Below are 25483 nucleotides of genomic sequence, written 5' to 3'. Positions count from 1 at the left end.
AATTAAAATTAATTCATTTGATTTTATTGCTTTTTTTAAGACCTAATACTAGAATGAAAAACAAAATAGCTTTATACTAAAGATTCAGGGAAATCAGAAGAGGCATAATTTGCGTCCGTTGTAGTTTATTTGCATAAAAAATGCTAAACTATTACTGTAAAAAAATACACTACAATGAATGCAGCCAAAAGGGGTGTAGGAGATGATTAGTCAACTTTCATGGAAAGTTGGAGGCCAACAAGGTGAAGGAATTGAAAGTACAGGAGAAATCTTCTGTATTGCATTAAACCGATTAGGATATTACCTATACGGTTACCGCCACTTCTCATCACGTATAAAAGGCGGCCATACAAATAATAAAATTCGTGTAAGTACAACAGAAGTACGCGCGATCTCAGATGATTTAGATATTTTAATTGCTTTTGACCAAGAAACAATTGATTTTAACTTCCACGAACTACGTCCAGGTGGAATTGTAGTTGCGGATGCAAAATTTAATCCAACAATACCCGACAATACAGATGTAAATCTATATGTGATACCGTTTACAGATATTGCTTCAGAATTAGGCACATCATTAATGAAAAACATGGTTGCTGTTGGAGCATCAAGTGCAGTATTAGGATTAGACGAAACAGCTTATTTAGATGTTGTTGAAGAAATCTTTGGTCGTAAAGGAGAGCAAGTCGTTCAAAAGAATATGGACGCAATTAAACGCGGCTCTCAATATATGAAAGAATTACTAGGTGAGAAAGTAAACATGATGCAGCTTGAAAAAGCTGATGGTAAAAAACGCATGTTTATGATTGGAAACGATGCAATCGCATTTGGTGCGGTAGCTGGTGGTGCTCGTTTTATGTCAGCATACCCAATCACACCTGCATCAGAAATTATGGAATACTTAATTAAAAAATTACCGAAAGTCGGCGGAACAGTAATCCAAACTGAGGATGAAATTGCAGCTTGTACAATGGCAATCGGCGCAAACTATGCTGGTGTTCGTACATTAACTGCATCTGCTGGTCCTGGTCTGTCATTAATGATGGAAGCAATCGGTTTAGCAGGTATTACAGAAACCCCATTAGTAATTGTTGATACACAACGTGGTGGTCCAAGTACGGGATTACCAACGAAACAAGAACAGTCTGACTTAATGGCGATGATTTACGGTACGCATGGTGAAATTCCAAAAATCGTAATGGCGCCAAGTACAGTTGAAGAAGCTTTCTATGACATTGTAGAAGCATTTAACTTATCTGAAGAATATCAAGTTCCTGTTATTTTCTTAACAGATTTACAGCTTTCGTTAGGAAAACAAACAGTAGAACCACTTAAATTAGATAAAGTGGAAATCCGTCGTGGTAAGCTTGATTTAGAAGCAGAATTACCAGAACGTGAAAATAAAGCATACTTCAAGCGTTATGAAGTAACTGAAGACGGCGTTTCGCCGCGTGTTTTACCTGGTATGAAAAATGGTGTTCACCATGTTACAGGTGTAGAACATGATGAAACTGGAAAGCCATCGGAATCAGCAATAAACCGTAAAGATCAAATGGACAAACGTTTCCGTAAAATGGAGAACTTGAAGTTTAATACCCCTGTTTATAAAAATGTTAAGCATGAAGAAGCAGATGTATTGCTTGTTGGATTTAACTCAACTCGTGGTGCGATCGAAGAGGCAATGACGCGTTTAGAACAAGAGGGTATGAAAGTAAACCATGCTCATGTGCGTTTAATTCACCCGTTCCCAACAGCTGAAATCGATCCACTTGTGAAAAAGGCGAAGCGTGTTGTAGTAGTAGAAAACAATGCAACAGGTCAACTTGCTAACATTATCAAAATGAATCTTGGTAATGGTGAGAAAATTTCTAGTCTTTTAAAATATGATGGAAACCCATTCTTGCCGAAAGAGATTTACAACGAATGCAAAAAAGGGGTTGTATTAAATGGCAACATTTAAGGACTTTCGTAACAGTGTAAAGCCAAACTGGTGCCCAGGTTGCGGAGACTTCTCAGTGCAAGCTGCAATTCAACGTGCAGCAGCTAACGTTGGCTTAAATCCAGATGAACTTGCTGTTATTTCTGGTATCGGCTGTTCAGGCCGTATTTCAGGTTATATTAATTCATATGGTGTGCATAGTATTCATGGTCGTGCCCTTCCGATTGCACAAGGTGTGAAAATGGCAAATCGTGATTTAACAGTTATCGCTTCAGGTGGTGACGGTGATGGATTTGCGATTGGTATGGGACATACAATCCATTCTATTCGTCGTAATATCGACATTACGTACATCGTAATGGATAACCAAATTTACGGATTAACAAAAGGGCAAACTTCACCACGTAGTGAAGCGGGATTTAAAACGAAAAGCACACCACAAGGTTCAATTGAACCATCACTAAATGTAATGGAAATGGCTTTAACAGCTGGTGCGACATTTGTGGCGCAAAGCTTTTCGAGTGATTTAAAAGAATTAACACAAATTATTGAAGCTGGTATTAACCATAAAGGATTTTCATTAATTAACGTATTTAGCCCATGTGTTACTTACAATAAAGTAAATACTTACGATTGGTTTAAAGAGAACTTAACGAAACTAAGCACAGTAGAGGGATATGATCCATCTAATCGCATGATGGCTATGCAAACGTTAATGGAAAATAACGGTTTAGTAACAGGTTTGATTTATCAAAATACTAAGCAACCATCATATCAAGAACTTGTTAAAGGCTATAGTGAAGAGCCTTTAGTGAAATCTGATTTAAATATGGATCAGAAAATGTTTGATGAGCTTGTTGCTGAATTTATGTAATGTAAGAAGAGGAGGTTGCCGATTTGGCAACCTTTTTTATGTGCAAAAAATATAGGGTAGTTTTATTTACTTAGAAAATTCAGAATGGTAAAATAATATGTAAATCGTTGTATGAAAATGGCAAGTTCATTGCTTATGAAATGTAAGATACTAAAGGGCCTCTGAATTGTTAAAATTGGCGAAACACGTCATACTATGGTAATGTTTATAGGGATAAAGCAATATGCTTTTGGGTAGGACAACAAGAAATGATAAAAAGGGAATGTCTATTTGCGTGGGGAAGACTTCATTCTTATGAATGATTAGATTGATTACTCAAGTTTCAAAGGACAAGTTATCTCCAAGCTATCTAACCATTTTTGAGGTGAGTCTAAGCGCATTAAAATGGACTATAGAGTGTGTATAGTTAAGGGTGAAAGGAGATTACCGATGAACGAGCAACAACGATTAGCAAGTCAACAAGCAAATTCCTCTACGAAAAAAGAAGAGAAAGATTATAGTAAATACTTTGAAAGTGTATATCAACCACCTTCCTTAAAGGATGCGAAAAAGCGCGGGAAAGAAGAAGTTAAAATTGAGCGGGATTTTGGCTTACCTGAAGAGTTTCGCAATTTTGGTACAGGCCGAAAGTTCTATATTCGTACATATGGTTGTCAAATGAATGAGCATGATACGGAAGTAATGGCAGGTATTTTCACAACACTTGGATATGAACCAACTTTTTCAACTGAAGATGCAGATGTAGTTTTATTAAACACTTGTGCCATTCGTGAAAATGCTGAAAATAAAGTGTTTGGTGAACTAGGCCATTTAAAGTCACTAAAACGAAGAAATCCGGACCTTTTAATTGGTGTATGTGGTTGTATGTCTCAAGAAGAATCTGTTGTAAATAAAATTATGCAAAAAAATCAGCATGTAGATATGGTGTTTGGAACGCATAATATTCATAGATTACCGTACATTCTAAAAGATGCGATGTTCTCGAAGGAAACGGTAGTTGAAGTTTGGTCAAAGGAAGGCGACGTAATTGAAAACCTTCCGAAAGTACGTCGTGGTGATATTAAAGCTTGGGTAAATATTATGTATGGCTGTGATAAGTTCTGTACGTATTGTATTGTACCGTATACACGAGGAAAAGAGCGAAGTAGACGTCCAGAAGATATTATCCAAGAGATTCGTCACTTAGCTGCGAATGGTTATAAAGAAATTACATTACTTGGACAGAACGTAAATGCATATGGTAAAGATTTTGAAGATGTAAAATACGGTCTTGGTGATTTAATGGACGAACTTCGTAAAGTTGATATAGCCCGTATTCGTTTTACAACGAGCCATCCACGTGATTTCGATGATCACTTAATTGAAGTACTTGGCAAAGGTGGCAACCTAGTAGAACATATCCATTTACCAGTTCAATCTGGAAGTACAGATATGTTGAAAATTATGGCGCGTAAATATTCGCGTGAGCATTATTTAGAACTTGTAAGAAAAATTAAAGAAGCAATTCCAGATGCAGTATTAACAACAGATATTATCGTTGGTTTCCCAAATGAAACAGATGAGCAATTTGAAGAAACGATGTCGTTATATCGTGAAGTAGGGTTTGATACTGCCTTTACATTCATTTATTCTCCGCGCGAAGGTACACCAGCTGCAAAAATGAAAGATAATGTACCGATGGAAGTAAAGAAAGAACGTCTTCAACGCTTAAATACACTAGTAAATACGTTGGCAATTGAAAAGAATAGTCGTTACAAAGGTCAAATTGTAGAAGTGTTAGTTGATGGGGAAAGTAAAAATAATCCAGAAGTACTTGCAGGTTATACTCGTACGAATAAACTTGTAAACTTCGTTGCTTCAAAATCTTTAATTGGTCAGCTTGTGAAAGTAAAAGTAACGGAAGCAAAAACTTGGTCTCTTAACGGGGAATTAGTTGAAGAGCCGATTGAGGTGAAATAATAGATGAAAGTATATTCGAAAGATGACATTGTTGAACAAGCGAAAGAATTAGCAAAAATGATTTCTGAAACAGAAGAGGTTGATTTTTTTAAGAAAGCAGAGGCGCAAATTCATAAAAATGAAAATGTAAAGCGCGCAATCGATGAAATTAAAGCACTGCAAAAACAAGCAGTAAACTTGCAACATTACGGGAAATGGGAAGCTTTAAAAAAGGTAGAAGCTGAAATTGATGCATTGCAAGATAAGTTAGACAGTATTCCAGTTGTACAAGAATTTAAATCTTCACAAACATATGTAAATGACTTATTACAGTTAGTTGCTAGTACAATTTCTAACAACGTAACAGATGAAATATTAATTTCAACTGGTGGCGATGTACTAAAGGGTGAAACTGGCGCAGCGGTAGAAAGTAAAAAAGGAAATTGTGGTTGTTAAAGAGATGTCATATTGACATCTCTTTTTTTTAGTTGATTAAACGTAAGTTCTTCTCAAAAAAAGAATGACACATTCCGCTATTGTCACGCATATGATTAAGTGAATAGTGATTGAGGAGGGTTACGAATGTCCGAATTTAGAGAGATTATTACAAAAGCAGTGGTTGGAAAAGGACGTAAGTATACAAAGTCAACGCATACATGTGAATCGAATAATGAACCAACAAGTATTTTAGGGTGCTGGGTAATTAACCACTCGTACGAAGCAAGAAAGAATGGGAAGCATGTGGAAATTGAAGGTTTCTATGATGTGAACACTTGGTATTCATTTGATGGAAATACAAAGACTGAAGTTGTAACAGAACGCGTGAACTACACGGACGAAGTCAGCATTGGTTATCGTGATAAAAACTTTTCTGGTGACGATTTAGAAATTATTGCTCGTGTTATTCAGCCACCAAATTGTTTAGAAGCGCTTGTATCACCAAACGGTAATAAAATTGTTGTAACTGTAGAACGTGAATTTGTAACAGAAGTAGTTGGAGAAACGAAAATTTGTGTAAGTGTAAATCCTGAAGGCTGCGTAGAATCAGATGATGATTTCCAAATTGCTGATGATGAATTTGAAGAATTAGATCCGAACTTTATCGTTGATGCAGAAGAAGAGTAATAGAAAGCTAGGGAGAAGTTCTTCCTAGCTTTTTACTTTACATAAGTGGCGCTGAATGAACATGATTCTTTATGAAATATGTTATAATGAAGATAGACTCCTGAAATAGGAGATATGGATGTCCGTGAAATGTGACATATATGAAAATTGATTACTATGTAAGAATTATGGAGGAAAAGTATGACGCAATATACCCCTATGATACAGCAATATTTAAAGGTTAAGGCAGACTATCAAGATGCCTTTTTATTTTTCCGATTAGGCGATTTTTATGAAATGTTCTTTGAAGATGCCGTTAAAGCAGCTCATGAGCTTGAGATTACATTAACGAGCCGAGATGGTGGCAGTAGTGATCGTATACCGATGTGCGGTGTACCCCATCATGCAGCTAAAAATTATATTGAACAACTTGTTGAAAAAGGATATAAAGTTGCTGTTTGTGAGCAAGTGGAAGATCCAAAAACAGCTAAAGGTGTAGTGCGCCGTGAAGTAGTACAACTAATTACGCCAGGAACGATGATGGAAGGGCGTACAATTGATGAGAAAGAAAACAACTTCTTAGCCGCATTAACACATTTTGAAGATGGATCATATGCTTTAGCTTGTAATGATTTAACGACTGGACAAAATACAGTAACGTTATTGACTGGTTCAGTAGAAGATATTTTATTGGAAGTGTATGCAACTGGTTCGAAAGAAATTGTTGTAGATTCTTCATTTTCTAAAGATGAATTAAATAAATTAACTGAAACGTTAAAAATGACAATTTCATATGAAGATGCAACGGCAATTCCTGAAGGATTAGAACATCTTGTGAAAAATGTTTCGCAAGCAAAGTTAATTAAAGCAATTGGACGCTTATTTAACTATGTGATAAGAACGCAAAAACGTTCATTAGATCATTTACAACCTGTAGAAATTTATTATACGAATCAATTTATGAAAATTGATGTGCATTCAAAGCGAAATTTAGAGCTGACGGAAACACTTCGAACGAAAGAAAAAACAGGATCATTATTATGGCTATTGGATAAAACAAAAACAGCTATGGGTGGTCGTATGTTAAAACAGTGGATGGAACGTCCACTTATTCAGAAAGAAAAAGTTGAAGAGCGTTTAGAAATGGTTGAAACATTTGTAAATGATTACTTCTTACGTGAAGATTTAAAAGAAAAATTAAAAGAAGTATATGATTTAGAACGTTTAGCAGGAAAAGTTGCATTTGGTAATGTCAATGCAAGGGACTTATTACAGTTAAGACGATCTTTACTTCAAGTGCCAGCTATTTTAGAAGCGATTAGTTTGTTAGATAATGCTTATGCAGCAAGGTTAATTCAAGGAGCGGATCCATGTGAGAGCTTAACTGAATTACTAGGAAGAAGTATTCAAGAAAACCCACCGCTTTCTATTAAAGATGGAGATATTATTAAAGACGGTTATAATGACAAGCTTGATCAATATCGTTACGTTAGTAAAAACGGAAAAACGTGGATCGCTGAGCTTGAAAAACGAGAGCGTGATATTACAGGAGTTAAATCGTTAAAAATCGGGTACAACCGTATTTTCGGCTACTACATTGAAGTGACGAAGGCGAATCTTGCAGCACTTCCAGAAGGCCGCTACGAACGAAAACAAACGCTTGCTAATGCTGAACGTTTCATTACAGATGAACTGAAAGAAAAAGAAACGTTAATTTTAGAAGCAGAAGAAAAAATTGTACAACTAGAATACGATTTATTTACAGCGCTTCGTGAAGAAGTAAAAGTATTTATTCCGAAATTACAACATTTAGCAAAAGTAATTAGTGAATTAGACGTACTGCAAAGTTTTGCGACAGTTAGTGAAGAAGAACAGTTTGTAAAACCTGTACTAACAACGAAGCGTGAAATCTTTATTAAAGATGGTCGTCATCCTGTCGTTGAAAAAGTATTGAACGGGAAATTGTATGTACCGAATGATTGTATTATGCCAGAGAAGATGGATGTCTTTTTAATTACAGGACCGAACATGTCTGGTAAAAGTACGTATATGAGACAATTAGCACTTGTAACTGTTATGTCGCAAATCGGTTGTTTCGTACCAGCAACAGAAGCAGTATTACCTGTATTTGATCAAATCTTTACGAGAATTGGTGCAGCGGATGATTTAATATCAGGTCAAAGTACATTTATGGTCGAAATGTTAGAAGCGAAAAATGCAATTGCAAACGCATCAGAAAGAAGTTTAATTTTATTCGATGAAATTGGACGAGGTACATCTACGTATGATGGTATGGCACTTGCACAAGCAATCATTGAACATATTCATGACCAAATTGGTGCAAAAACGTTATTCTCTACGCATTATCATGAATTGACTGTGTTAGAAGAGAGTTTAGATCAACTGAAAAATGTACACGTTTCAGCAATTGAAGAGAATGGAAAAGTAGTATTCCTTCATAAAATTCAAGATGGAGCAGCTGATAAAAGTTACGGAATTCACGTTGCGCAACTTGCAGAGCTTCCAGATAGCTTAATCGCCCGCGCGAAAGAAGTGTTAGCACAACTAGAAGGACAGGAAGAAATTATTATTCCAAAGCGTGTAGAAGTAAAGGTACAAGAAGTTGTTCCAGAACCTGTAGTTGTAAAAGAAGAACCGGCAGAAATACAAGAAAAGAAAGAAGAGACTGAAGAAGAGTCACAACTATCTTTCTTTGGAGGAGACCAATCTTCAAAAAAACAAGACAAGCCTGTGCTTGATCAAAAAGAAAGCGCAGTACTTGCGCAAATTAAAAAAATTGATTTACTTGATATGACACCTTTAGAAGCGATGAACGAATTGTATCGCTTACAGAAGAAGTTAAAGAAAGGATGAGTAAGTAGATGGGGAAAATTCGCAAACTCGATGACCAACTCTCTAACTTAATTGCGGCAGGGGAAGTAGTAGAGCGCCCTGCTTCAGTCGTAAAAGAACTTGTGGAAAATTCTATCGATGCGAATAGTACATCTATTGAAATCCACTTAGAAGAAGCTGGGTTATCGAAAATTCGTATCATTGATAACGGTGATGGTATTGCAGAAGAAGACTGTATCGTCGCTTTTGAACGCCATGCGACGAGTAAAATTAAAGATGAAAACGATCTGTTTCGCATAAGAACACTCGGTTTCCGCGGTGAGGCATTGCCGAGTATTGCCTCTGTTAGTGAATTAGAATTAATTACTAGCACAGGTGATGCGCCTGGTACACACCTCATAATTAAAGGTGGAGACATTATAAAACAAGAGAAAACTGCGAGCCGAAAAGGAACAGATATTACAGTACAAAACTTATTCTTTAATACACCAGCGCGTCTTAAATATATGAAAACCATTCATACGGAGCTCGGGAATATTACAGATATCGTGTATCGTATTGCAATGTCACATCCAGAAGTATCGTTAAAACTGTTTCATAATGAAAAGAAATTGCTTCATACATCAGGTAACGGTGATGTAAGACAAGTACTTGCATCGATTTACAGTATTCAAGTTGCGAAGAAGCTTGTTCCAATTAAAGCTGAATCTTTAGACTTTACAATTAAAGGCTATGTAACATTACCAGAAGTAACGAGAGCATCTCGTAATTATATGTCAACGATCGTAAATGGTCGTTACGTTCGAAACTTTGTACTAATGAAAGCAATTCAGCAAGGATACCATACATTACTGCCAGTCGGCCGGTATCCAATTGGCTTCTTATCGATTGAAATGGATCCAATGCTAGTTGACGTTAACGTACATCCAGCGAAGTTAGAGGTTCGTTTTAGTAAAGAACAAGAATTGCTAAAGCTGATCGAAGAAACATTGCAAGCTGCATTTAAAAAAATACAGCTCATTCCAGATGCAGGCGTAACAACGAAGAAAAAAGAAAAAGACGAAAGTGTGCAAGAACAGTTCCAGTTTGAGCATGCAAAGCCGAAAGAACCATCTATGCCGGACATTGTTTTACCAACTGGAATGGATGCAAAACAAGAAGAACCGCAGGCTGTGAAACAGCCACCACAACTGTGGCAACCGCCGAAACAAGAATGGCAACCACCACAGTCGCTCATAAGAGAAGAACAAAGTTGGCAACCATCTACTAAACCGATAATCGAAGAACCAATTCAAGAAGAGAAATCGTGGGACAGTAATGAAGAGGACTTTGAACTAGAGGAATTAGAAGAAGAAGTTCGGGAAATAAAAGAGATTGAAATGAACGGGAATGACTTACCACCACTTTATCCAATTGGACAAATGCATGGAACATATATTTTCGCTCAAAATGATAAAGGCTTATATATGATTGACCAGCATGCCGCGCAGGAACGTATTAATTATGAATACTTCCGTGATAAAGTAGGAAGGGTAGCGCAAGAAGTACAAGAGTTACTTGTACCGTACCGTATTGATCTATCTCTTACTGAATTTTTACGTGTCGAAGAACAGTTAGAAGAACTAAAAAAAGTCGGGCTATTTTTAGAACAATTCGGCCATCAATCCTTTATCGTCCGCTCGCATCCAACATGGTTCCCGAAAGGACAAGAAACAGAAATTATCGATGAAATGATGGAGCAAGTTGTTAAACTAAAAAAAGTTGATATTAAAAAGTTACGTGAAGAAGCAGCCATCATGATGAGCTGTAAAGCATCCATTAAAGCGAATCAATATTTAACGAACGATCAAATATTTGCCTTACTGGAGGAATTACGTACAACAACAAACCCATACACATGCCCACACGGAAGACCGATTCTTGTGCATCATTCTACTTATGAGTTGGAGAAGATGTTTAAAAGGGTTATGTAGAGTGAATAAAATTACTTTTCAAAAGGGAGCAACATTTACTGTTGCTCCCTTTTAATATGTAGATTTAATTGTTAAATGAAAATAAGGTGGAGTAATTTTGCAGTTTATTTCTTGGTTGCGTTAGCTTAAATTTATCTATGTATAAAAAAGCGCTGTATACAGCACTTTTTAAAAGGTGCATGAATTGTATCATAAAGATTTCTACATTACTAACCAAATAACTATGCATGGCCAAATGTTGCTTCTTATTTGGCTAATTGTTATAAGGATCTATACAATTATTTATTTTTATTATTATTGATTTTTTCAGTGTATAGAACTTGCTCTTTATAGTGCTTCTTAATTGGAAAGTTATGTGTACCTGTCCCGTTCTTGAATTTTTTGTCAATGGGGTTCTTTAGAGGAACTGTTGTAGTTTCAGTAAATTCATATGGGTAATTTATTTTAGATTTATCTTCAAACATGAAAATGCCTCCTTTTAGGATCTCCTAAATTCTTTACTATAACATGATATGCATATAGATATTTTTTGGACTAGTTATTTATATAGGTTAATGGAATTTAATTACATAACTACTGAAACATTTTAAAGGAAAACAATTTGAGAAAGAAATGGTATGAATAGCTGTTGGCTCTTATTGTTGTTTTTTTTGTTTGACAGCACAGTGAATTATGTATATAAATTCAATATAGATTGTTTTTATAATATGGTTTATATGGGGTTTTCCTGATAATATAATGTGGAATATTATAGTGTTATTAGGTTATTAGGAACATTTAATGCTGTTTCATAAATGAAAGGGAATTGAAAAAAAACTGAAACTTTTCTCATAAAAATTCAATCTAACTTGAAAAATGAAAGGAAAATGAAATTTTCCAAAAGATATTCTTTGTTAAGATAAAAAGCATACATACAAAAAGTATTGACATATCTTAAAAATGTATTTTCAAGATATAGTGGGGGAAAAGATGAGATTAGAAAAACAATTAATAAAAAAGATGTATTATGAAACATTCCTAATGGAGAATGAAACAAAACCAACTCTTGACGTACTTGGACAAGCTTATGTAAACGAAGAAAAAAATGAGATTTCTGATGGGTCTTATATTCGTTTTGCACAAGGTGAATTTTATTATCGTCATCAAGATTTTGAAGCAGCTATTTTTAAATGGGAGAAGGTTAGTAATGAATTAGCACCATGGGCACAAAAAAATATTGCGGATGCTTATTTCGAACTTAATCAGTTATCATTTGCTGAAAATATTTATACTTCTATTACTACTGATAATAAAATATTGATGACCGAAATTAGACTACAATTACTTTCTCTTTACATTGAGCAAAATAATTTTGACTCAGCTTTCGGTGTTATTAAAGAAGCAGTTTCTTTAAATCCTGATTATCCGAATGTCACAAAAATTGCCCGTTCCTTTTATGAGGAACAGCAAGATTTTGATAGTGCAGTAGAGCTTGCTGTGAATGAGTTAATTCGCATAGAATCGTATCCTTGGTTTGAGGTGTTAAAAGGATATATCGATAAAGGGTTTACTAAACATATTTCACCAGACTATTTTTATGATGCATTAGCTACATTAAATAATGTAGATCAAGTACAATTTACGCAAATGGTTTCATCACTCTGGAACAGTTATAAAAATGAAAAAAATTACTTATTGTGGCTTAACACAATAAATGAATTTTTCTTACATATTGAAATACATTCGTCCGATATATGGAACAAAGTTTCTGCTCTTTACGAAGAAACGTACTTTGCATTAATTCAAGGTCAATATACGCTTAGACAATTAAATGATATCATACCAAATCTGTTAGCAAATTGGTTAAAGGTAGTCAATCCATCTTATGCTGTATTTCCATCTGCAGCTGTATTGGCATGGGATGAGATTTTCCCTTCCAAAATAGATTCAGCAAATATAGAACATGCGGAAAACTTACTGTCACATTCTATTAATCATGTAAATGGCTTAGAGTACAGCTTACACCTTTTTGAATCTATTACACAATGGGCACAAAAGCACAATATAGAAATAGGTCACCGATTTAAATGGCTAGTTGACGAGCTCGCAGATTTAAGAACAAATCGTATTTTAGTAACGGGAACTTCAGGAAACGGAAAAACTACATTTATTAACTCTATATTAGGAGAAAATATATTAGAAAAATCAATTTCAAATGTAGTAGTTTTAAAAAATGATGCTCATATAGAAATAAACGCTATAACAGACTCAGCAATTACAACAACGGAAGATGTCTCTGATTACCATAATATGATGTCTCAGCACCATCAAACATATAGAGATAGAGCGTGTGTTGAATTTAAATTACCATGCAGATTTTTAAATGAAAATAAACTTACATTTGTAGTGACACCTGGCTTTAATAGGAATAACGACACTAGAGATGAGATATTCGAATATTTAAATTCTGTAGACGAATTACTATTCGTATTGAATGCGGATTCACCTTTTACTGATAAAGAACGTGACATTCTATTAAGTATTCAAGAACATACGCCAAATTTACAAATTCATTTCTTATTAAATAAAATCGATAACATTTACAGTGAAGCAGAAGTGAAAAGGGTATTACATGATACGGCAACGAGAATAAACACATATTTCCCGCATGCGAGAATTTTCCCTTATTCTTCGTTATATACAAATAGTCAACAATTAAATGATTTAACTGAGTTTATTCATTTTAACTTTAATCATAAACATATAGATGCAGAACGTACTGAAAAGTTATTATATTTCATTCGAAAAACAATTACATATCTTTTGGATAAACGTGTTGAGAAAGAAAACAATCTAGTGGATGCTATTAATTGGAATGAAGATATGCTAGTGAAACTAAACGGTAGCATTAATAACCTTACTGCATTTGAGCGGGAAAAAATTCATCTCATTACACAATCATATCGTTCAATGAAAACTGAAATTACAAATGATCTTACTGAAAATATTCCGAAGATATTAAAGAGCTGTTCTAATTTAATTAGTGAAGAAAGTGATTTCGGGCACATGGATACGGAACTAAATAAAGCAATGAATGAAAGAGTGCATAAATATTTAGAACAAACTGTATTACCTAATCTTGCTCTTTCTATGCAAAATTGGATTGCAACTTCTAATAATGAGCTTCTTCAAAGTCAAACGTATTTAGAAGAACTTAGTGAAGGGCTTAATTCACTATTTGGAGAAAATAGAATACAGTTAGAATGTGACTTTAAAGTGCTTGATGACTGGCGCAGAGATACTGACAGGATGACGACTAGAATACAAATGGATGAAGTAAATATTTTACGTCGATTTACGCCAGCACAATTTTTACTGAAAAGTGCCGGTAAATTATTTGGAGTTCTTCCTAAAAATAAATCTATGCTATATAACAAATACAAACAGTATGTAGAAAATGAAGATTATACTGAAGTAACGGCTTCTATTATGAAGAAATTTTTCTTGCAATTTGAGCTGTTTGAAAACACACAAGAGCGAGATATTAATATATTCTTTAGGAATCCATTTAACTTCTTAAAGCAAGCTGTAGAAAACACGCATTTAGAAATACAAGAAAAACAAGAGATATTACATAAGATGAAATCAAATCCTGAAATCTATCATGATTCTATCATGCTCTTTGAATTGAGATTGCGTCAATGTGAAGTAATTTTAAATATGGGTAATGATAATACCTATACGGATGTAGCTTTAGAAACAAGCGTAGAATAAAAGTAAAAGGGAGCAACTGTAATAAGTTGCTCCCTTTTTCATATATAGATTATTTTTCTGTTTCTTTAATTTTAGTTTGTACTTCGCCAGTTTTAATTTTATTGCTTTCTGAGAAGCGTAATAAATCGCCTTCAATAATTTTGTCAGACATTCGTAATTCATTTTGGGCACGTTTAATGAGGGCTTGAGCTTCTTTTTTTGGTAAATCTACAATTTCACCTGTTATACGGTCGTAGAAAGTGTTGTTTTTGTATGCATACTTATCTGTAACGAAGCTACCATCACGTAAAACAACAAAGCCAGTATATTCATCTGAAAACATATCATGGCCAAAACGAATATCATTCGTAGAATCAACACCTAATAAATTTAGAATAGTAGGTTTCATATCGATTTGTCCCGTAGGCTTTGAAATAGTTTGACCTTCTGTTTGTCCAGGAATATGAATATATAAAGGTGTACGTTGTAAATTTAAAGTATCAAATTCTGTTATTTGATCTTTTTCTAAAAACTGTGCCATTGCACGATTATGTTTTTCGGAAATACCATAATGATCACCGTATAACACAATAATAGAATCATCGTAAAGCCCCTCGGCCTTTAGACGTTCAATAAATTTTTTAATTGATTCGTCTAAGTAACGTGCTGTTACGATGTAACGATCAAATACGCCATTACCAGAGTTGTATGGTTCAATGAATTTTGTATCTTCATCATACGTAAATGGATAATGGTTTGTTAAAGTAAGGAAACGAGCATAGAATGGTTGATTAACAGTTTTTAATATATCTACTGATTGATCAAAGTATTCGATATCTTTTAATCCCCAATTTAAATTTGTTTCTGGTGTAATTTTGTAATCAAGCTCATTATAGTAACGATCATAACCAAGAGCAGAGTACATAATATTACGATTCCAAAATGTTGCGTTATTCGCATGGAATACAGAAGTGAAATAACCTTGCTGACGTAAAATTTCTGGAGTTGCAGTATAATCATTGTTACCGTGTGTGAAGAATACAGCCCCTCGATTTAATGGATACAACGACGTATCGATTAGAAATTCAGAATCGGATGTTTTCCCTTGACCAGTTTGATGGAAAAAGTTATCAAAGTAATAACTTTCATTTATGAATTCATTTAGGAATGGTGTAACTTCTTGCCCATTGACTGATGCGCCTATTAAGAAGGTTTGCAAGGATTCAAGAGTGACGACAATTACATTTTTTCCTTTCGCTGCACCAAACATATTAGGGTTTGGCTCGCTTTGGTTTGCTTTTACGTAGTTTTCAGTTTCTTGTAATTTACTACTATCAGCAAGCGCTTTTTGTGAACCGGCTTTTACTTGCAGTGTTAAGTCATATACTTGGTGAGTATATAGGCCTAAATTTTTGACAAGCATTACTCGGTCGAATGATCTCGTTAATAATTCAGGGCGCTCTTTTTCTGCAAGATGTAGATTCGCAAAGAATACACCAATTGTTAAAAGAAAGTATAACAAGCGTGTAGAATGAGTTACACGTTCGGTTTTAAAGACCAATGATTTCTTTTTTAATAAAATAAAGAAGAAAACAATGTCTACGAATGCGAGTATAATTTTGTAGTTTAATATTTCTATAATACTACCGCCTAATTGTCCAAAGTTTGAGGTTTGTCCAAGTACTGGTAATGTAACGAAATCACTATAAAAATCATAGAACATTACATTTCCAACGAGTACGATTGTTAATAAGAAATTAATACATAGCGCTATATAATTTCGCTTTTCACCAGTTGCAAATAATGCTAATCCAACAAATGCTAATGATGCGGCTAGAGGGCTAATAAACAAAATGAGCTCTTGCGTTGAAGACTCGATTTTTAAATCAAAACTGAATCGCGTAATAAGATATGTTTTTAACCATATCGCTAAAGCCATTATTATAACAAAACTTATATTTTGCATTTGTAAATTTATTTTGTTCTTCATTTTTACACCTTCTTTATATAATTTATTTAACTAAAGTTATATATTATGTTTTTATAACTATTAGAGTGTAATGAACCATTTAGACTTTGTTTTCTAAAGGGAATAATTTGAAGTATTCATATATATACAATGGGGATTTTTAAAGCGTAGTAGCATAAATATAACTCTTTTTGAGAAACGGGCAGAACAAGTCATAGTTGTAGTGAAATTGACTTATAGACATCCTACCATATTAAACACTATGATGATGTTACAAAATATCGAACAAATGAAAGTGAAAATGGATAGAGAATTTTAAAACTGTTGACATTCAATTTATTAGAATTGAATACCAACAGTTTTAAATATGTAGTTATATTACATATGTATCTTGTAAAATTCCGATTTTTTGTCGGTTAATCATTAGCCGGGAAGGATAGGGGTTTTATTAATATAATTTTACTATATGTAAGTAAAGTGTTTTGAAATTGAAAATATTTGACTGACATTTTAATGATAGAAATTAAATGTCAGATAAGTACTTTCCAACATACAGACCACTTGCAGCTGCTTGAGATAATGAATGCGTAACGCCTGAACAATCTCCAATTAAAAATAGCCCATGTATACTAGTTTCAAAATGATTATTAATTTTTATCGTAGGAGCATAGAATTTTCCATCAATTCCATATAGTAAAGTATGTTGATCAATAGGCTCTTGTATAAATTGTTCTAAACGTAATAAAAATTCTTTGAGCCCTTCAATATATAATTGAGGGATTTCTTGATTCAAATCTCCATAATCCCCCTGTAGTGTAGGCTGTATACGGCTATGTTCCATGCTGTTTTCCACCGTAGGTTGTTTCTTTAGTAAGTCCTCTAAGCGCTGTATAACAATCCGATCTCGTCCTTGGTTAATGCCTTTAATAATTGAACTTGCGTATACATTTGCTTCTTTGAGAGTAGGAAAATAGCGAGGAATAAATAAAGTGAAATTTAAATTAGAAGTGCCAGTTCCTTGTTCTCGAAAATTTTGACCGTCAGGCATAACTAAACCTTCTTCGTACTTTCGAATGATGCGTCCTTTTGGATTCATACAGTAAGTAGTTGCTATGAAATGCTTACCTTGATAAGAAAGTTTTGTTTCAAAAGTATCTTGTAATATAGAACGTAATTGATGTTCTTTCATTTCTACTCTAATTCCTAAATCTACACGTGTTTGCTCCTGAGAAATATTTAGGGAACTGCACATTTCTTTTAACCAATCGGCCCCAGAGCGCCCAGTTGCAAATACTAGTTGCTTAGTTTGAACTGTTCCTTGATTTGTCTCTATTGTAAAATGATCTTTCTGTTTCAGAATATGTTGTACATCTATATGAAATTGGATTTTAATTTTTGTCAGTAAAAATTCATAGAGCTGCTGAAAAATGTTACTGGAAAGTGTAGTACCAAGATGTCTTACTTCTGTTGTTAGCATTTGTAAACCACACGCTTCAGCTCTCTTAGTGAGACTTGAATTTTCAGTAGAATATTTTGAAACCGAACTTCCACCAAACTGACATAGAATTTCATCTACTTCAGCCATGAGTTGTATAAAACCCTCTTTACCGACTTTTTTCTCAAGTTCTCCGCCAAATCCGTTTGTATAATTAAATTTCCCTTCAGATTTGCCTAAACCACCAAACCCGAAATATTTATCACATGTAGTACAATTACACACTTTTCCTTCGTCTAAAGGACAATGGCGATCTTCTAGCCCTTTACCTTTATCAAGAATTAAAACTTTTTTGTTACTTTTAGCTAGTGAATAAGCCATAAAAATGCTACTTACTCCAGCGCCGATAATCGTAATATCATACATATTCTTCCACCTGCTAACGAATAGTTTGTTTTTTATTTTTCTAGTGTATAACAATTTTATGAAGTTAAGAAATAGCTTTTATTAATAAAGTGGGAGTTTTTGAACTTGATGCTTTATTAATTTCTACGAGTGGTGGAGTAAATACAAAAATTTTTATTTGAAAGAAGAAACAGTTTAAAAAATAACTATGTCATATGATTAATAACATCTTACATAGAAAAAAACAGACCTTTTAAGTGAAGAGGTCTGTTAATGATTTTAAATCTTATTTAGCAAACACATGATTACCAATTACTGCTACTGTTTGACGTGTCGTAATCCACTTGTCCGTTGATGTTTTTGGATTGTAGAAATAAATCCAGTCTGAATCTACTCCATTTGTGGAGATAGCCTCTTCTACAGCCATTTTTGCTTCTGCACTTGCAGGTTGATTAATTCTTCCATCTGTAATAGGAGTAAATGCATATCCGTATTTAATAGGTTCATAAATAACGCCTGTTATTGTATTTGGAAAACCTTTTGCATTTACACGATTTAGTATAACTTTGGCTACTGCTACTTTTCCTTTATAGGATTCGCCACCTGCTTCAGCGGTAACTAAGCGTGCCATTAAGTCTTTTTCTTTTTGTGAAATACTTGAGTTGATTTTTAAATGTTGTCCTGTATAAAGCTTGTTTCCGACTGTATTGTTCATTTGTTTTATAGATTGGACAGTGACATTGTAACGCTTTGCTATCGTTTCTAATGAATCTCCCGGTTGTACTTGATAAATAATTTGTTCAGAAATGTTCGCAGGCTTGGCATTTTGAGGAACAGTGATTTCATTTGATTTCACGGCCCCTGGAATATGTAACTGTTCGCCAATAAAGGTTTTATCGTTTCCTTTATTATTAGCCTGTTTAATGGATTGTATTGAAACTCCGTATTGTTTACTAATGCCCCAAAGTGTATCGTTCTTTTTTACTGTATGAATGGTAGAAGCTTCAGCTGTACTTTGACTACATACGAATGTAATTGCGGCCGCAGATAAAGGAATTATATGTTTTATTTTTAGTAATTTCATTGTAAATCCTCCTAAGAAAAAATTAAGGTGAAACGATTAAGTAATGTAGTTTGGAATGTGTATATGCGTAATATATTAATGTAAGTATATTAGCACATATAAAATAAATAATCACTATAAGTTTCATATTCGTTTAGTGTAGAGCCAGAATATGAAATATTGCATATGAAAATACATTGAAGTTCATATTTCTGATTACTATAATCTATTTAGTAGAAAGGGAATACGTTATAGAATTAATCATTATAGATTAATATAATGATTAATAATTATTAATAGGAGGATTGATGTAATGAAAATATTTCAAAAAATGTGTGCGTCAACTGTAATCATTACAACACTTTTAGGAACAGGAGGCACTATCAATAGTGTATATGCTGATTCTATAGAACAGCAGAGTAAATTAGGGATAGAACAAGAAACAGATAAGCAAATCATTGTAAAATTTAAAGCGGATTTGGATTTGCCATATGAAGATGGTATTGAAAAACGAATACAATCTCAAACGAATGATAAAGTAATAAAAGATCTTTTGACAGAATATCCAGATGTAACATTTACTCGTTTATTCACATCTGTAAGCCCAGAACAAATACAAAACCTTGAAGTGAAAGCACCTAATCATGTATCTACAAGTTTATTAAACTACTATATTCTTCAAAATCAAAATAGTGGGTATGAAGAAATAGTAGATAAGTTAAAGGCATCTTCTTTAATAGAAGATGCGTATATGAAGAAACAAGAGAAAATAATGCCACCTGAAGTGCAATCATCAAGTGTAGCTCTTAATCCTAATAACAATCCTAGATTTAAAAAACAAGGTTATCTTGAAGCAGCCCCATACGGTATTAATGCGCCTTTCGCCTGGGGAATTCAAGGCGGTAATGGAAATGGTATTACTTTTGTTGATATGGAATACGGATGGCTATTAAATCATGAGGATTTATTACATCAAAATATTGAATTAATGTCTGGAAGAAATATAAATCAGCATGTCGGTCATGGGACGTCTGTACTAGGAATTGTATCCTCTGAGGACAATGAAGTCGGGAATATTGGGATTGCGCCAAAAGCGAAAGCAAAGGTTATCTCTCAAATAAGAGATAACGGACAGTATAATACGGCTGATGCAATATTAAGCGCTGTAAATCAGTTAGAAGCTGGGGATGTTTTATTATTAGAGGCGCAAGCATCCTTTGATGGATATGGTGATAAATATTTACCTGTTGAAGTACAACCAGATATTTTTGATGCAATTCGTGCTGGTACAGATAAGGGAATTGTAATTATAGAGGCTGGAGCAAATGGGTGGAATGATTTAGATCAGTTCAAAGATAGAAAAGGTAAGCAAGTCTTAAATCGTAATAGTAAAGATTTTAAAGATTCGGGTGCAATTATGGTAGGAGCTGGCTCTTCATCTTTCCCTCATGAACGTATGTGGTTTTCGAATTATGGAAGCCGTATTGATGTGTACGGATGGGGAGAAAATGTAGATACAACTACAGCCGAGCAAAGTAGAAGTGCTGTAAATCTTTATACTTCAAGCTTTAGCGGAACATCTAGTGCCTCGCCAATTATTGCTGGGGCAGCGACTTTAGTACAAAGCATTGCTAAAGAAAATTTAGGACAACCATATAGACCAAGTGAACTAAGAGCAATATTAAGCAACCAGAGCACAGGAACAAAATCTAAAGATCCATATGCAGATAAAATTGGTGTTTTACCAGATTTGAAGTCTATACTAGTAAACTTAGGTTATGAACAAAGAAAACCAAACGGTGGGAATGAGTTACAAGTAACAGAAAATGAACCAAACAATGAGCCTAGACAGGCAAATAAAGTTAACTTTCATACACCGGTGAAAGGAACGCTACATAATAGTGATAGAGTAGATGTATTTACTTTCCAAATTGACTCACCGGAAAATATTAATATTTCTCTACTAAATGAACAAAATATCGGAATGACATGGGTACTTCATCATGAATCAGATTTAAATAACTATGTAGCATATGGTGAAAATGAAGGAAATGTAGTTAAAGGAACTTATAATGCAAAGCCAGGGAAATATTATTTATACGTCTATAAATATGAGAATAAAGATGGTTCATATGTATTGAACATAAAATAAGCAAAAGGAACTTCAGATGAAGTTCCTTTAAATTTTTCTAATTTAGTATATGTGAATGATTTTTTAACTTTACTTCTATGCAATATTTCATATTGATGAAATGTTATTTATTTTTTATGAACTAGCTTATATTATATTCAATAAGTTTGATGTAAAAACAGAAAAAGTGAGGGATAATAATGAGCAATAAGAAGTTAATTTTGAAATTATTCATATGTAGTACAATATTTATCACATTTGTATTTGCTTTACATGATAAGAGAGTAGTTGCAGCTAGCTCTGTTAATGAGCTTGAAAATTGGTCAAAATGGATGCAACCTATACCTGATAATATCCCGTTAGCACGAATTTCAATTCCAGGAACACACGATAGTGGGACGTTCAAGTTGCAAAATCCGATTAAGCAAGTGTGGGGAATGACGCAAGAATATGATTTTCGCTATCAAATGGACCATGGAGCTCGCATTTTTGATATAAGAGGACGTTTAACAGATGATAATACGATAGTTCTTCATCATGGGCCATTATATCTTTACGTAACACTGTATGAATTCATAAATGAAGCGAAACAATTTTTAAAAGATAACCCGAGTGAAACAATTATTATGTCTTTAAAAAAAGAGTATGAGGATATGAAAGGGGCAGAAGGTTCATTTAGTAGTACGTTTGAAAAAAATTATTTTGTTGATCCTATCTTTTTAAAAACAGAAGGAAATATAAAACTTGGAGATGCTCGTGGGAAAATTGTACTACTAAAAAGATATAGTGGTAGTAATGAATCTGGAGGATATAATAATTTTTATTGGCCAGATAATGAGACGTTTACCACAACTGTAAACCAAAATGTAAATGTAACAGTACAAGATAAATATAAAGTGAATTATGATGAGAAAGTAAAATCTATTAAAGATACGATGGATGAAACGATGAACAATAGCGAGGATTTAAATCATCTATATATTAATTTTACAAGCTTGTCTTCTGGTGGTACAGCATGGAATAGTCCGTATTACTATGCCTCTTATATAAATCCTGAAATTGCAAACTATATAAAACAAAAGAATCCTTTGAGAGTGGGCTGGGTAATTCAAGACTACATAAATGAAAAGTGGTCACCATTATTGTATCAAGAAGTTATAAGAGCGAATAAGTCATTAATAAAAGAATAAAGATGATGAGAGTAAGAAGCGATAAAATATATCGCTTCTTATTTCTTTTCCAATAACCAACAATAGAAATTGTACTTTTATAATAGAAAAAAATAAAAACATAAGATATAATCATACATATAAAATTTGTACCTATAAATTTTATATGTATGATTGAATTTGATTTGTTGTAATGAAATGGAGGTATATACTATGAAGTTTCCACATGATTTTTTATTCGGAGCTGCTTCAGCTTCTTATCAAGTAGAAGGTGCATGGAATGAAGATGGAAAAGGTGTTACGAATTGGGACGAGTTTTCAAAAATTCCTGGCAAAACATACAATGGAACAAATGGTGATGTAGCTGTTGATCATTATCATCGATATAAGGAAGATGTTCGCTTAATGGCTGAGATGGGATTAGAATCGTATCGTTTTTCTATTTCTTGGGCGAGAATATTGCCGACTGGAGATGGAAAGGTAAATGAAAAAGGGATTGAATTTTATAACAACTTAATTGATGAATGTTTAAAATACGGGATTGTGCCGTTTGTCACTTTATATCATTGGGATTTACCATTACCGTTAGAAAAAGATGGTGGATGGACGAATAAAAGAACAGCAGAGGCTTTCGTAAAATATGCAGAAACTTGTTTTAAGGCATTTGGTGACAGAGTTAAGCATTGGATTACTTTTAATGAGACAGTAATGTTTTGTGGATTAGGTTATTTAAAAGGTGCACATCCACCAGGAATCCAAAATGATGTTCCAAAGTATTTTCAAGCGACTCATTATGTATTTTATGCACATGCGAAAACAGTTGCGGTGTACAAGCAGCTGAAACAATATGGTGAGATTGGGATTACACATGTTTTCTTACCTGCTTATAGTGTGGATGATCAAAAAGAAAATATACAAGCAGCAAATCATGCGAATGAATATGAAACGTATTGGTATTATGATCCAATTTTAAAGGGCGAGTATCCGTCTTATGTTGTACAACAATTAAAGGAAAAAGGATGGACTCCTAATTGGACGGTTGAAGAATTAGAAATCATTAAACAAAATGCAGAAGAAAATGATTTTATTGGCTTGAATTATTATCAACCAATACGAGTAGAAAGATACGATATGGATATAAAGAGTGAGGAACATTCTCGAGAAAACTCAACGCTTGCTCCAGGTAACCCTTCTTTTGATGGTTTTTATCGAACAGTTAAAATGGATGATAAAACATATACAAAATGGGGATGGGAAATATCTCCCGAAGGTTTCTTAGAGGGATTGCATATGTTGAAAGCGCGTTACGGTGACATAAAGATGTATGTAACGGAAAATGGACTTGGTGATGAAGATCCAATCATTGACGGAGAAATTGTAGATGTTCCGAGAATTAAATTTATTGAAGCGCATTTAAAAGTAATGAAGCGTGCAATTGAAGAGGGAATTAACTTAAAAGGTTATTATGCATGGTCAGTGATTGATCTTTTAAGTTGGTTAAATGGATATAAAAAGCAATATGGCTTTATTTTTGTCGATCATAATGATAACTTAAAACGTAAGAAGAAACTTTCGTTTCATTGGTATAAATGTGTGATCGAAACGAGAGGGGAAGAGTTATAACAGATAAAAGAGTATTTTAGGAGAAAGTGTATGAGTGCAAAGTATAAACAAATTGCAGATGTGTTAGAGCAAAACATTCGAGATGGGCTTTTTAATGAAACGAAAAAACTACCTACAGAAGAAGCGTTGATGAATCGATTTGAAGTAAGCCGTAATACGATACGTAAAGTAATTAGTCAGCTTGTGAATAGAGGTTATATTTTTCAAGTGCAAGGTAGTGGCATGTTTTTACGCGAAACTTCTGTAACAGATTACATTAATTTAGGAAGTTTACGTGGATTAACGAAAAATCTTGTTTCACAAAATATTGAAACGAAAGTGTTAGAGCTGGAAGTAATAGATGCGGACGAAGAGATAGCAAAGCGGATGCAATGCGAAGCTGGAACTAGGTTGTATTTTTTGAAGCGCTTAAGAATTGTAGATGCTAAACCATTCTCTATTGAAGTAAGTTATTTCAAAAAGGATATTATTCCATATTTGAACGAAGAAATAGCATTAAGCTCTGTATACAGTTATTTCATTGAAGATTTACGATTAAATATTGGTTTTGCTGATAAAGTTATTAGTTGTGAAAAAGTAAATAAAGAAAATGCACAGCTTTTAGAATTAAATGAAGGTGATCCGGCGCTTCTTATTGAAAATACAGTGTATCTTGTAAATGGAACAATTTTTGAGTTATCTCAGTCGATGTTTCATTATGAAAAGGCGAAACTTTTAAATCGAATTAATTTTAAATGAAAAATTATCGTGTGAAAAAAGCAACTGGTCCTAAGTGATCAGTTGCTTTTTATTTTTTAAGTGGATGAGCAAAAAAACACGAAAGTGGTTGGTCCGCTTTTTGCAAACATCTATTATGATAAGAGAAGAAAGGTAGTATGTTATCAACGTTTTAAAGAGGAAGGTTTTTATGTAAGTTCTTTAATTAAAATAGATGGGTCTTAGAGAGGTGAAAAGACAATGAGTTTTGCAATTTCACTAGTCGTTATTATTGTAATTGTATCGCTATTTGGGACTGTACTAGTTGCAAGAAACGTGGAGGAGAATTACGGTAAGTCTACAAAAAGAAATGTGAAAAACTTATCTGCAATCTATATTCTTCTTCTTTTTGTTCTACTGGCCGGGGTAACATGGTATGCGGTAATGATTTGATAGTTTGTAAAAGAACTGGAAATGAGAGTATGAAGTTGGAATTTCAGAAGCTATTGAGTAATCAGAAAGAGAACCATTTTGGATATATCCATTTACGGATAAGAAAATGTGACTAATTAATACTAT

The 25483-nt window shown here is 33.7% G+C and carries 17 protein-coding genes; 13 read left to right on the top strand and 4 right to left on the bottom strand.

Annotation, left to right across the window (positions count from 1 at the left end; genetic code table 11):
* Nucleotides 1-202 precede the first annotated feature (202 nt).
* The 7 genes from MHH27_RS19195 to mutL all read left to right on the top strand — a co-directional run bounded on the left by MHH27_RS19195 (nucleotide 203) and on the right by mutL (nucleotide 10681).
* Nucleotides 203-1960, top strand: coding sequence for a 2-oxoacid:acceptor oxidoreductase subunit alpha (locus tag MHH27_RS19195; RefSeq protein ID WP_097822629.1), 1758 nt, complete (start codon nucleotides 203-205; stop codon nucleotides 1958-1960).
* Nucleotides 1947-2813: a 2-oxoacid:ferredoxin oxidoreductase subunit beta gene (locus MHH27_RS19190; protein WP_000190155.1), complete on the top strand. Its 867-nt coding sequence runs from the start codon at nucleotides 1947-1949 to the stop codon at nucleotides 2811-2813. Before MHH27_RS19195 ends, MHH27_RS19190 begins: the two co-directional genes overlap by 14 nt.
* Before the next feature lie 429 nt (nucleotides 2814-3242).
* Entirely contained in the window at nucleotides 3243-4772 is a 1530-nt protein-coding gene (miaB, locus tag MHH27_RS19185) for a tRNA (N6-isopentenyl adenosine(37)-C2)-methylthiotransferase MiaB (protein ID WP_001005393.1), read from the top strand.
* Nucleotides 4773-4775: 3 nt separating this feature from the next.
* Nucleotides 4776-5207 (top strand): RicAFT regulatory complex protein RicA family protein, encoded by a 432-nt coding sequence (locus MHH27_RS19180; RefSeq protein ID WP_000870460.1) that lies wholly within the window; start codon nucleotides 4776-4778, stop codon nucleotides 5205-5207.
* Between the two features lie 126 nt (nucleotides 5208-5333).
* Nucleotides 5334-5876: an outer spore coat protein CotE gene (gene cotE / locus MHH27_RS19175; protein ID WP_001288799.1), complete on the top strand. Its 543-nt coding sequence runs from the start codon at nucleotides 5334-5336 to the stop codon at nucleotides 5874-5876.
* A 180-nt stretch (nucleotides 5877-6056) separates the two neighbouring features.
* On the top strand, nucleotides 6057-8729 hold the full coding sequence (gene mutS, locus MHH27_RS19170; protein WP_000195993.1) for a DNA mismatch repair protein MutS: 2673 nt from the start codon (nucleotides 6057-6059) through the stop codon (nucleotides 8727-8729).
* Between the two features lie 8 nt (nucleotides 8730-8737).
* Complete coding sequence (mutL, locus tag MHH27_RS19165; protein ID WP_097822628.1) at nucleotides 8738-10681, top strand: DNA mismatch repair endonuclease MutL; 1944 nt, start codon at nucleotides 8738-8740, stop codon at nucleotides 10679-10681.
* A 278-nt stretch (nucleotides 10682-10959) separates the two neighbouring features.
* On the opposite strand, the gene MHH27_RS19160 is transcribed toward mutL, so the two are convergent.
* Nucleotides 10960-11145: a hypothetical protein gene (locus tag MHH27_RS19160; RefSeq protein WP_000461138.1), complete on the bottom strand. Its 186-nt coding sequence runs from the start codon at nucleotides 11143-11145 to the stop codon at nucleotides 10960-10962.
* A 505-nt stretch (nucleotides 11146-11650) separates the two neighbouring features.
* On the opposite strand from MHH27_RS19160, the gene MHH27_RS19155 reads away from it, so the two are divergent.
* A complete protein-coding gene (locus MHH27_RS19155) occupies nucleotides 11651-14434 on the top strand; it encodes a dynamin family protein (protein WP_097913826.1) in 2784 nt (927 codons plus the stop codon).
* A gap of 49 nt (nucleotides 14435-14483) precedes the next feature.
* On the opposite strand, the gene MHH27_RS19150 is transcribed toward MHH27_RS19155, so the two are convergent.
* From MHH27_RS19150 to MHH27_RS19140, 3 genes are all read right to left on the bottom strand, one after another.
* On the bottom strand, nucleotides 14484-16403 hold the full coding sequence (locus MHH27_RS19150; protein WP_097822626.1) for an LTA synthase family protein: 1920 nt from the start codon (nucleotides 16401-16403) through the stop codon (nucleotides 14484-14486).
* A gap of 502 nt (nucleotides 16404-16905) precedes the next feature.
* Nucleotides 16906-18243 (bottom strand): NAD(P)/FAD-dependent oxidoreductase, encoded by a 1338-nt coding sequence (locus MHH27_RS19145; RefSeq protein ID WP_340943749.1) that lies wholly within the window; start codon nucleotides 18241-18243, stop codon nucleotides 16906-16908.
* Nucleotides 18244-18508: 265 nt separating this feature from the next.
* A complete protein-coding gene (locus MHH27_RS19140) occupies nucleotides 18509-19306 on the bottom strand; it encodes a cell wall hydrolase (protein ID WP_340943746.1) in 798 nt (265 codons plus the stop codon).
* A gap of 292 nt (nucleotides 19307-19598) precedes the next feature.
* Between MHH27_RS19140 and MHH27_RS19135 the strand changes: the two genes are divergently transcribed.
* From MHH27_RS19135 to MHH27_RS19115, 5 genes are all read left to right on the top strand, one after another.
* The gene (locus MHH27_RS19135; protein WP_000689201.1) at nucleotides 19599-21437 is read left to right on the top strand and encodes a S8 family peptidase; all 1839 of its coding nucleotides are present in this window, start codon (nucleotides 19599-19601) and stop codon (nucleotides 21435-21437) included.
* Between the two features lie 179 nt (nucleotides 21438-21616).
* Nucleotides 21617-22606, top strand: a complete 990-nt coding sequence (gene plcA / locus MHH27_RS19130) for a phosphatidylinositol diacylglycerol-lyase (RefSeq protein ID WP_098235817.1) — start codon at nucleotides 21617-21619, stop codon at nucleotides 22604-22606.
* 192 nt (nucleotides 22607-22798) lie between these two features.
* A complete protein-coding gene (locus MHH27_RS19125; RefSeq protein WP_000671627.1) occupies nucleotides 22799-24208 on the top strand; it encodes a glycoside hydrolase family 1 protein in 1410 nt (469 codons plus the stop codon).
* 30 nt (nucleotides 24209-24238) lie between these two features.
* Nucleotides 24239-24946, top strand: a complete 708-nt coding sequence (locus MHH27_RS19120) for a GntR family transcriptional regulator (RefSeq protein ID WP_001274912.1) — start codon at nucleotides 24239-24241, stop codon at nucleotides 24944-24946.
* 219 nt (nucleotides 24947-25165) lie between these two features.
* Nucleotides 25166-25357 (top strand): hypothetical protein, encoded by a 192-nt coding sequence (locus MHH27_RS19115; protein ID WP_000006458.1) that lies wholly within the window; start codon nucleotides 25166-25168, stop codon nucleotides 25355-25357.
* Nucleotides 25358-25483 lie beyond the last annotated feature (126 nt).

The organism is Bacillus sp. FSL L8-0152 (assembly GCF_038006365.1).
Lineage (GTDB): Bacteria > Bacillota > Bacilli > Bacillales > Bacillaceae_G > Bacillus_A > Bacillus_A cereus.
Note: the sequence above shows the minus strand (reverse complement) of the source record. Positions and strands in the feature narration are given on the sequence as shown.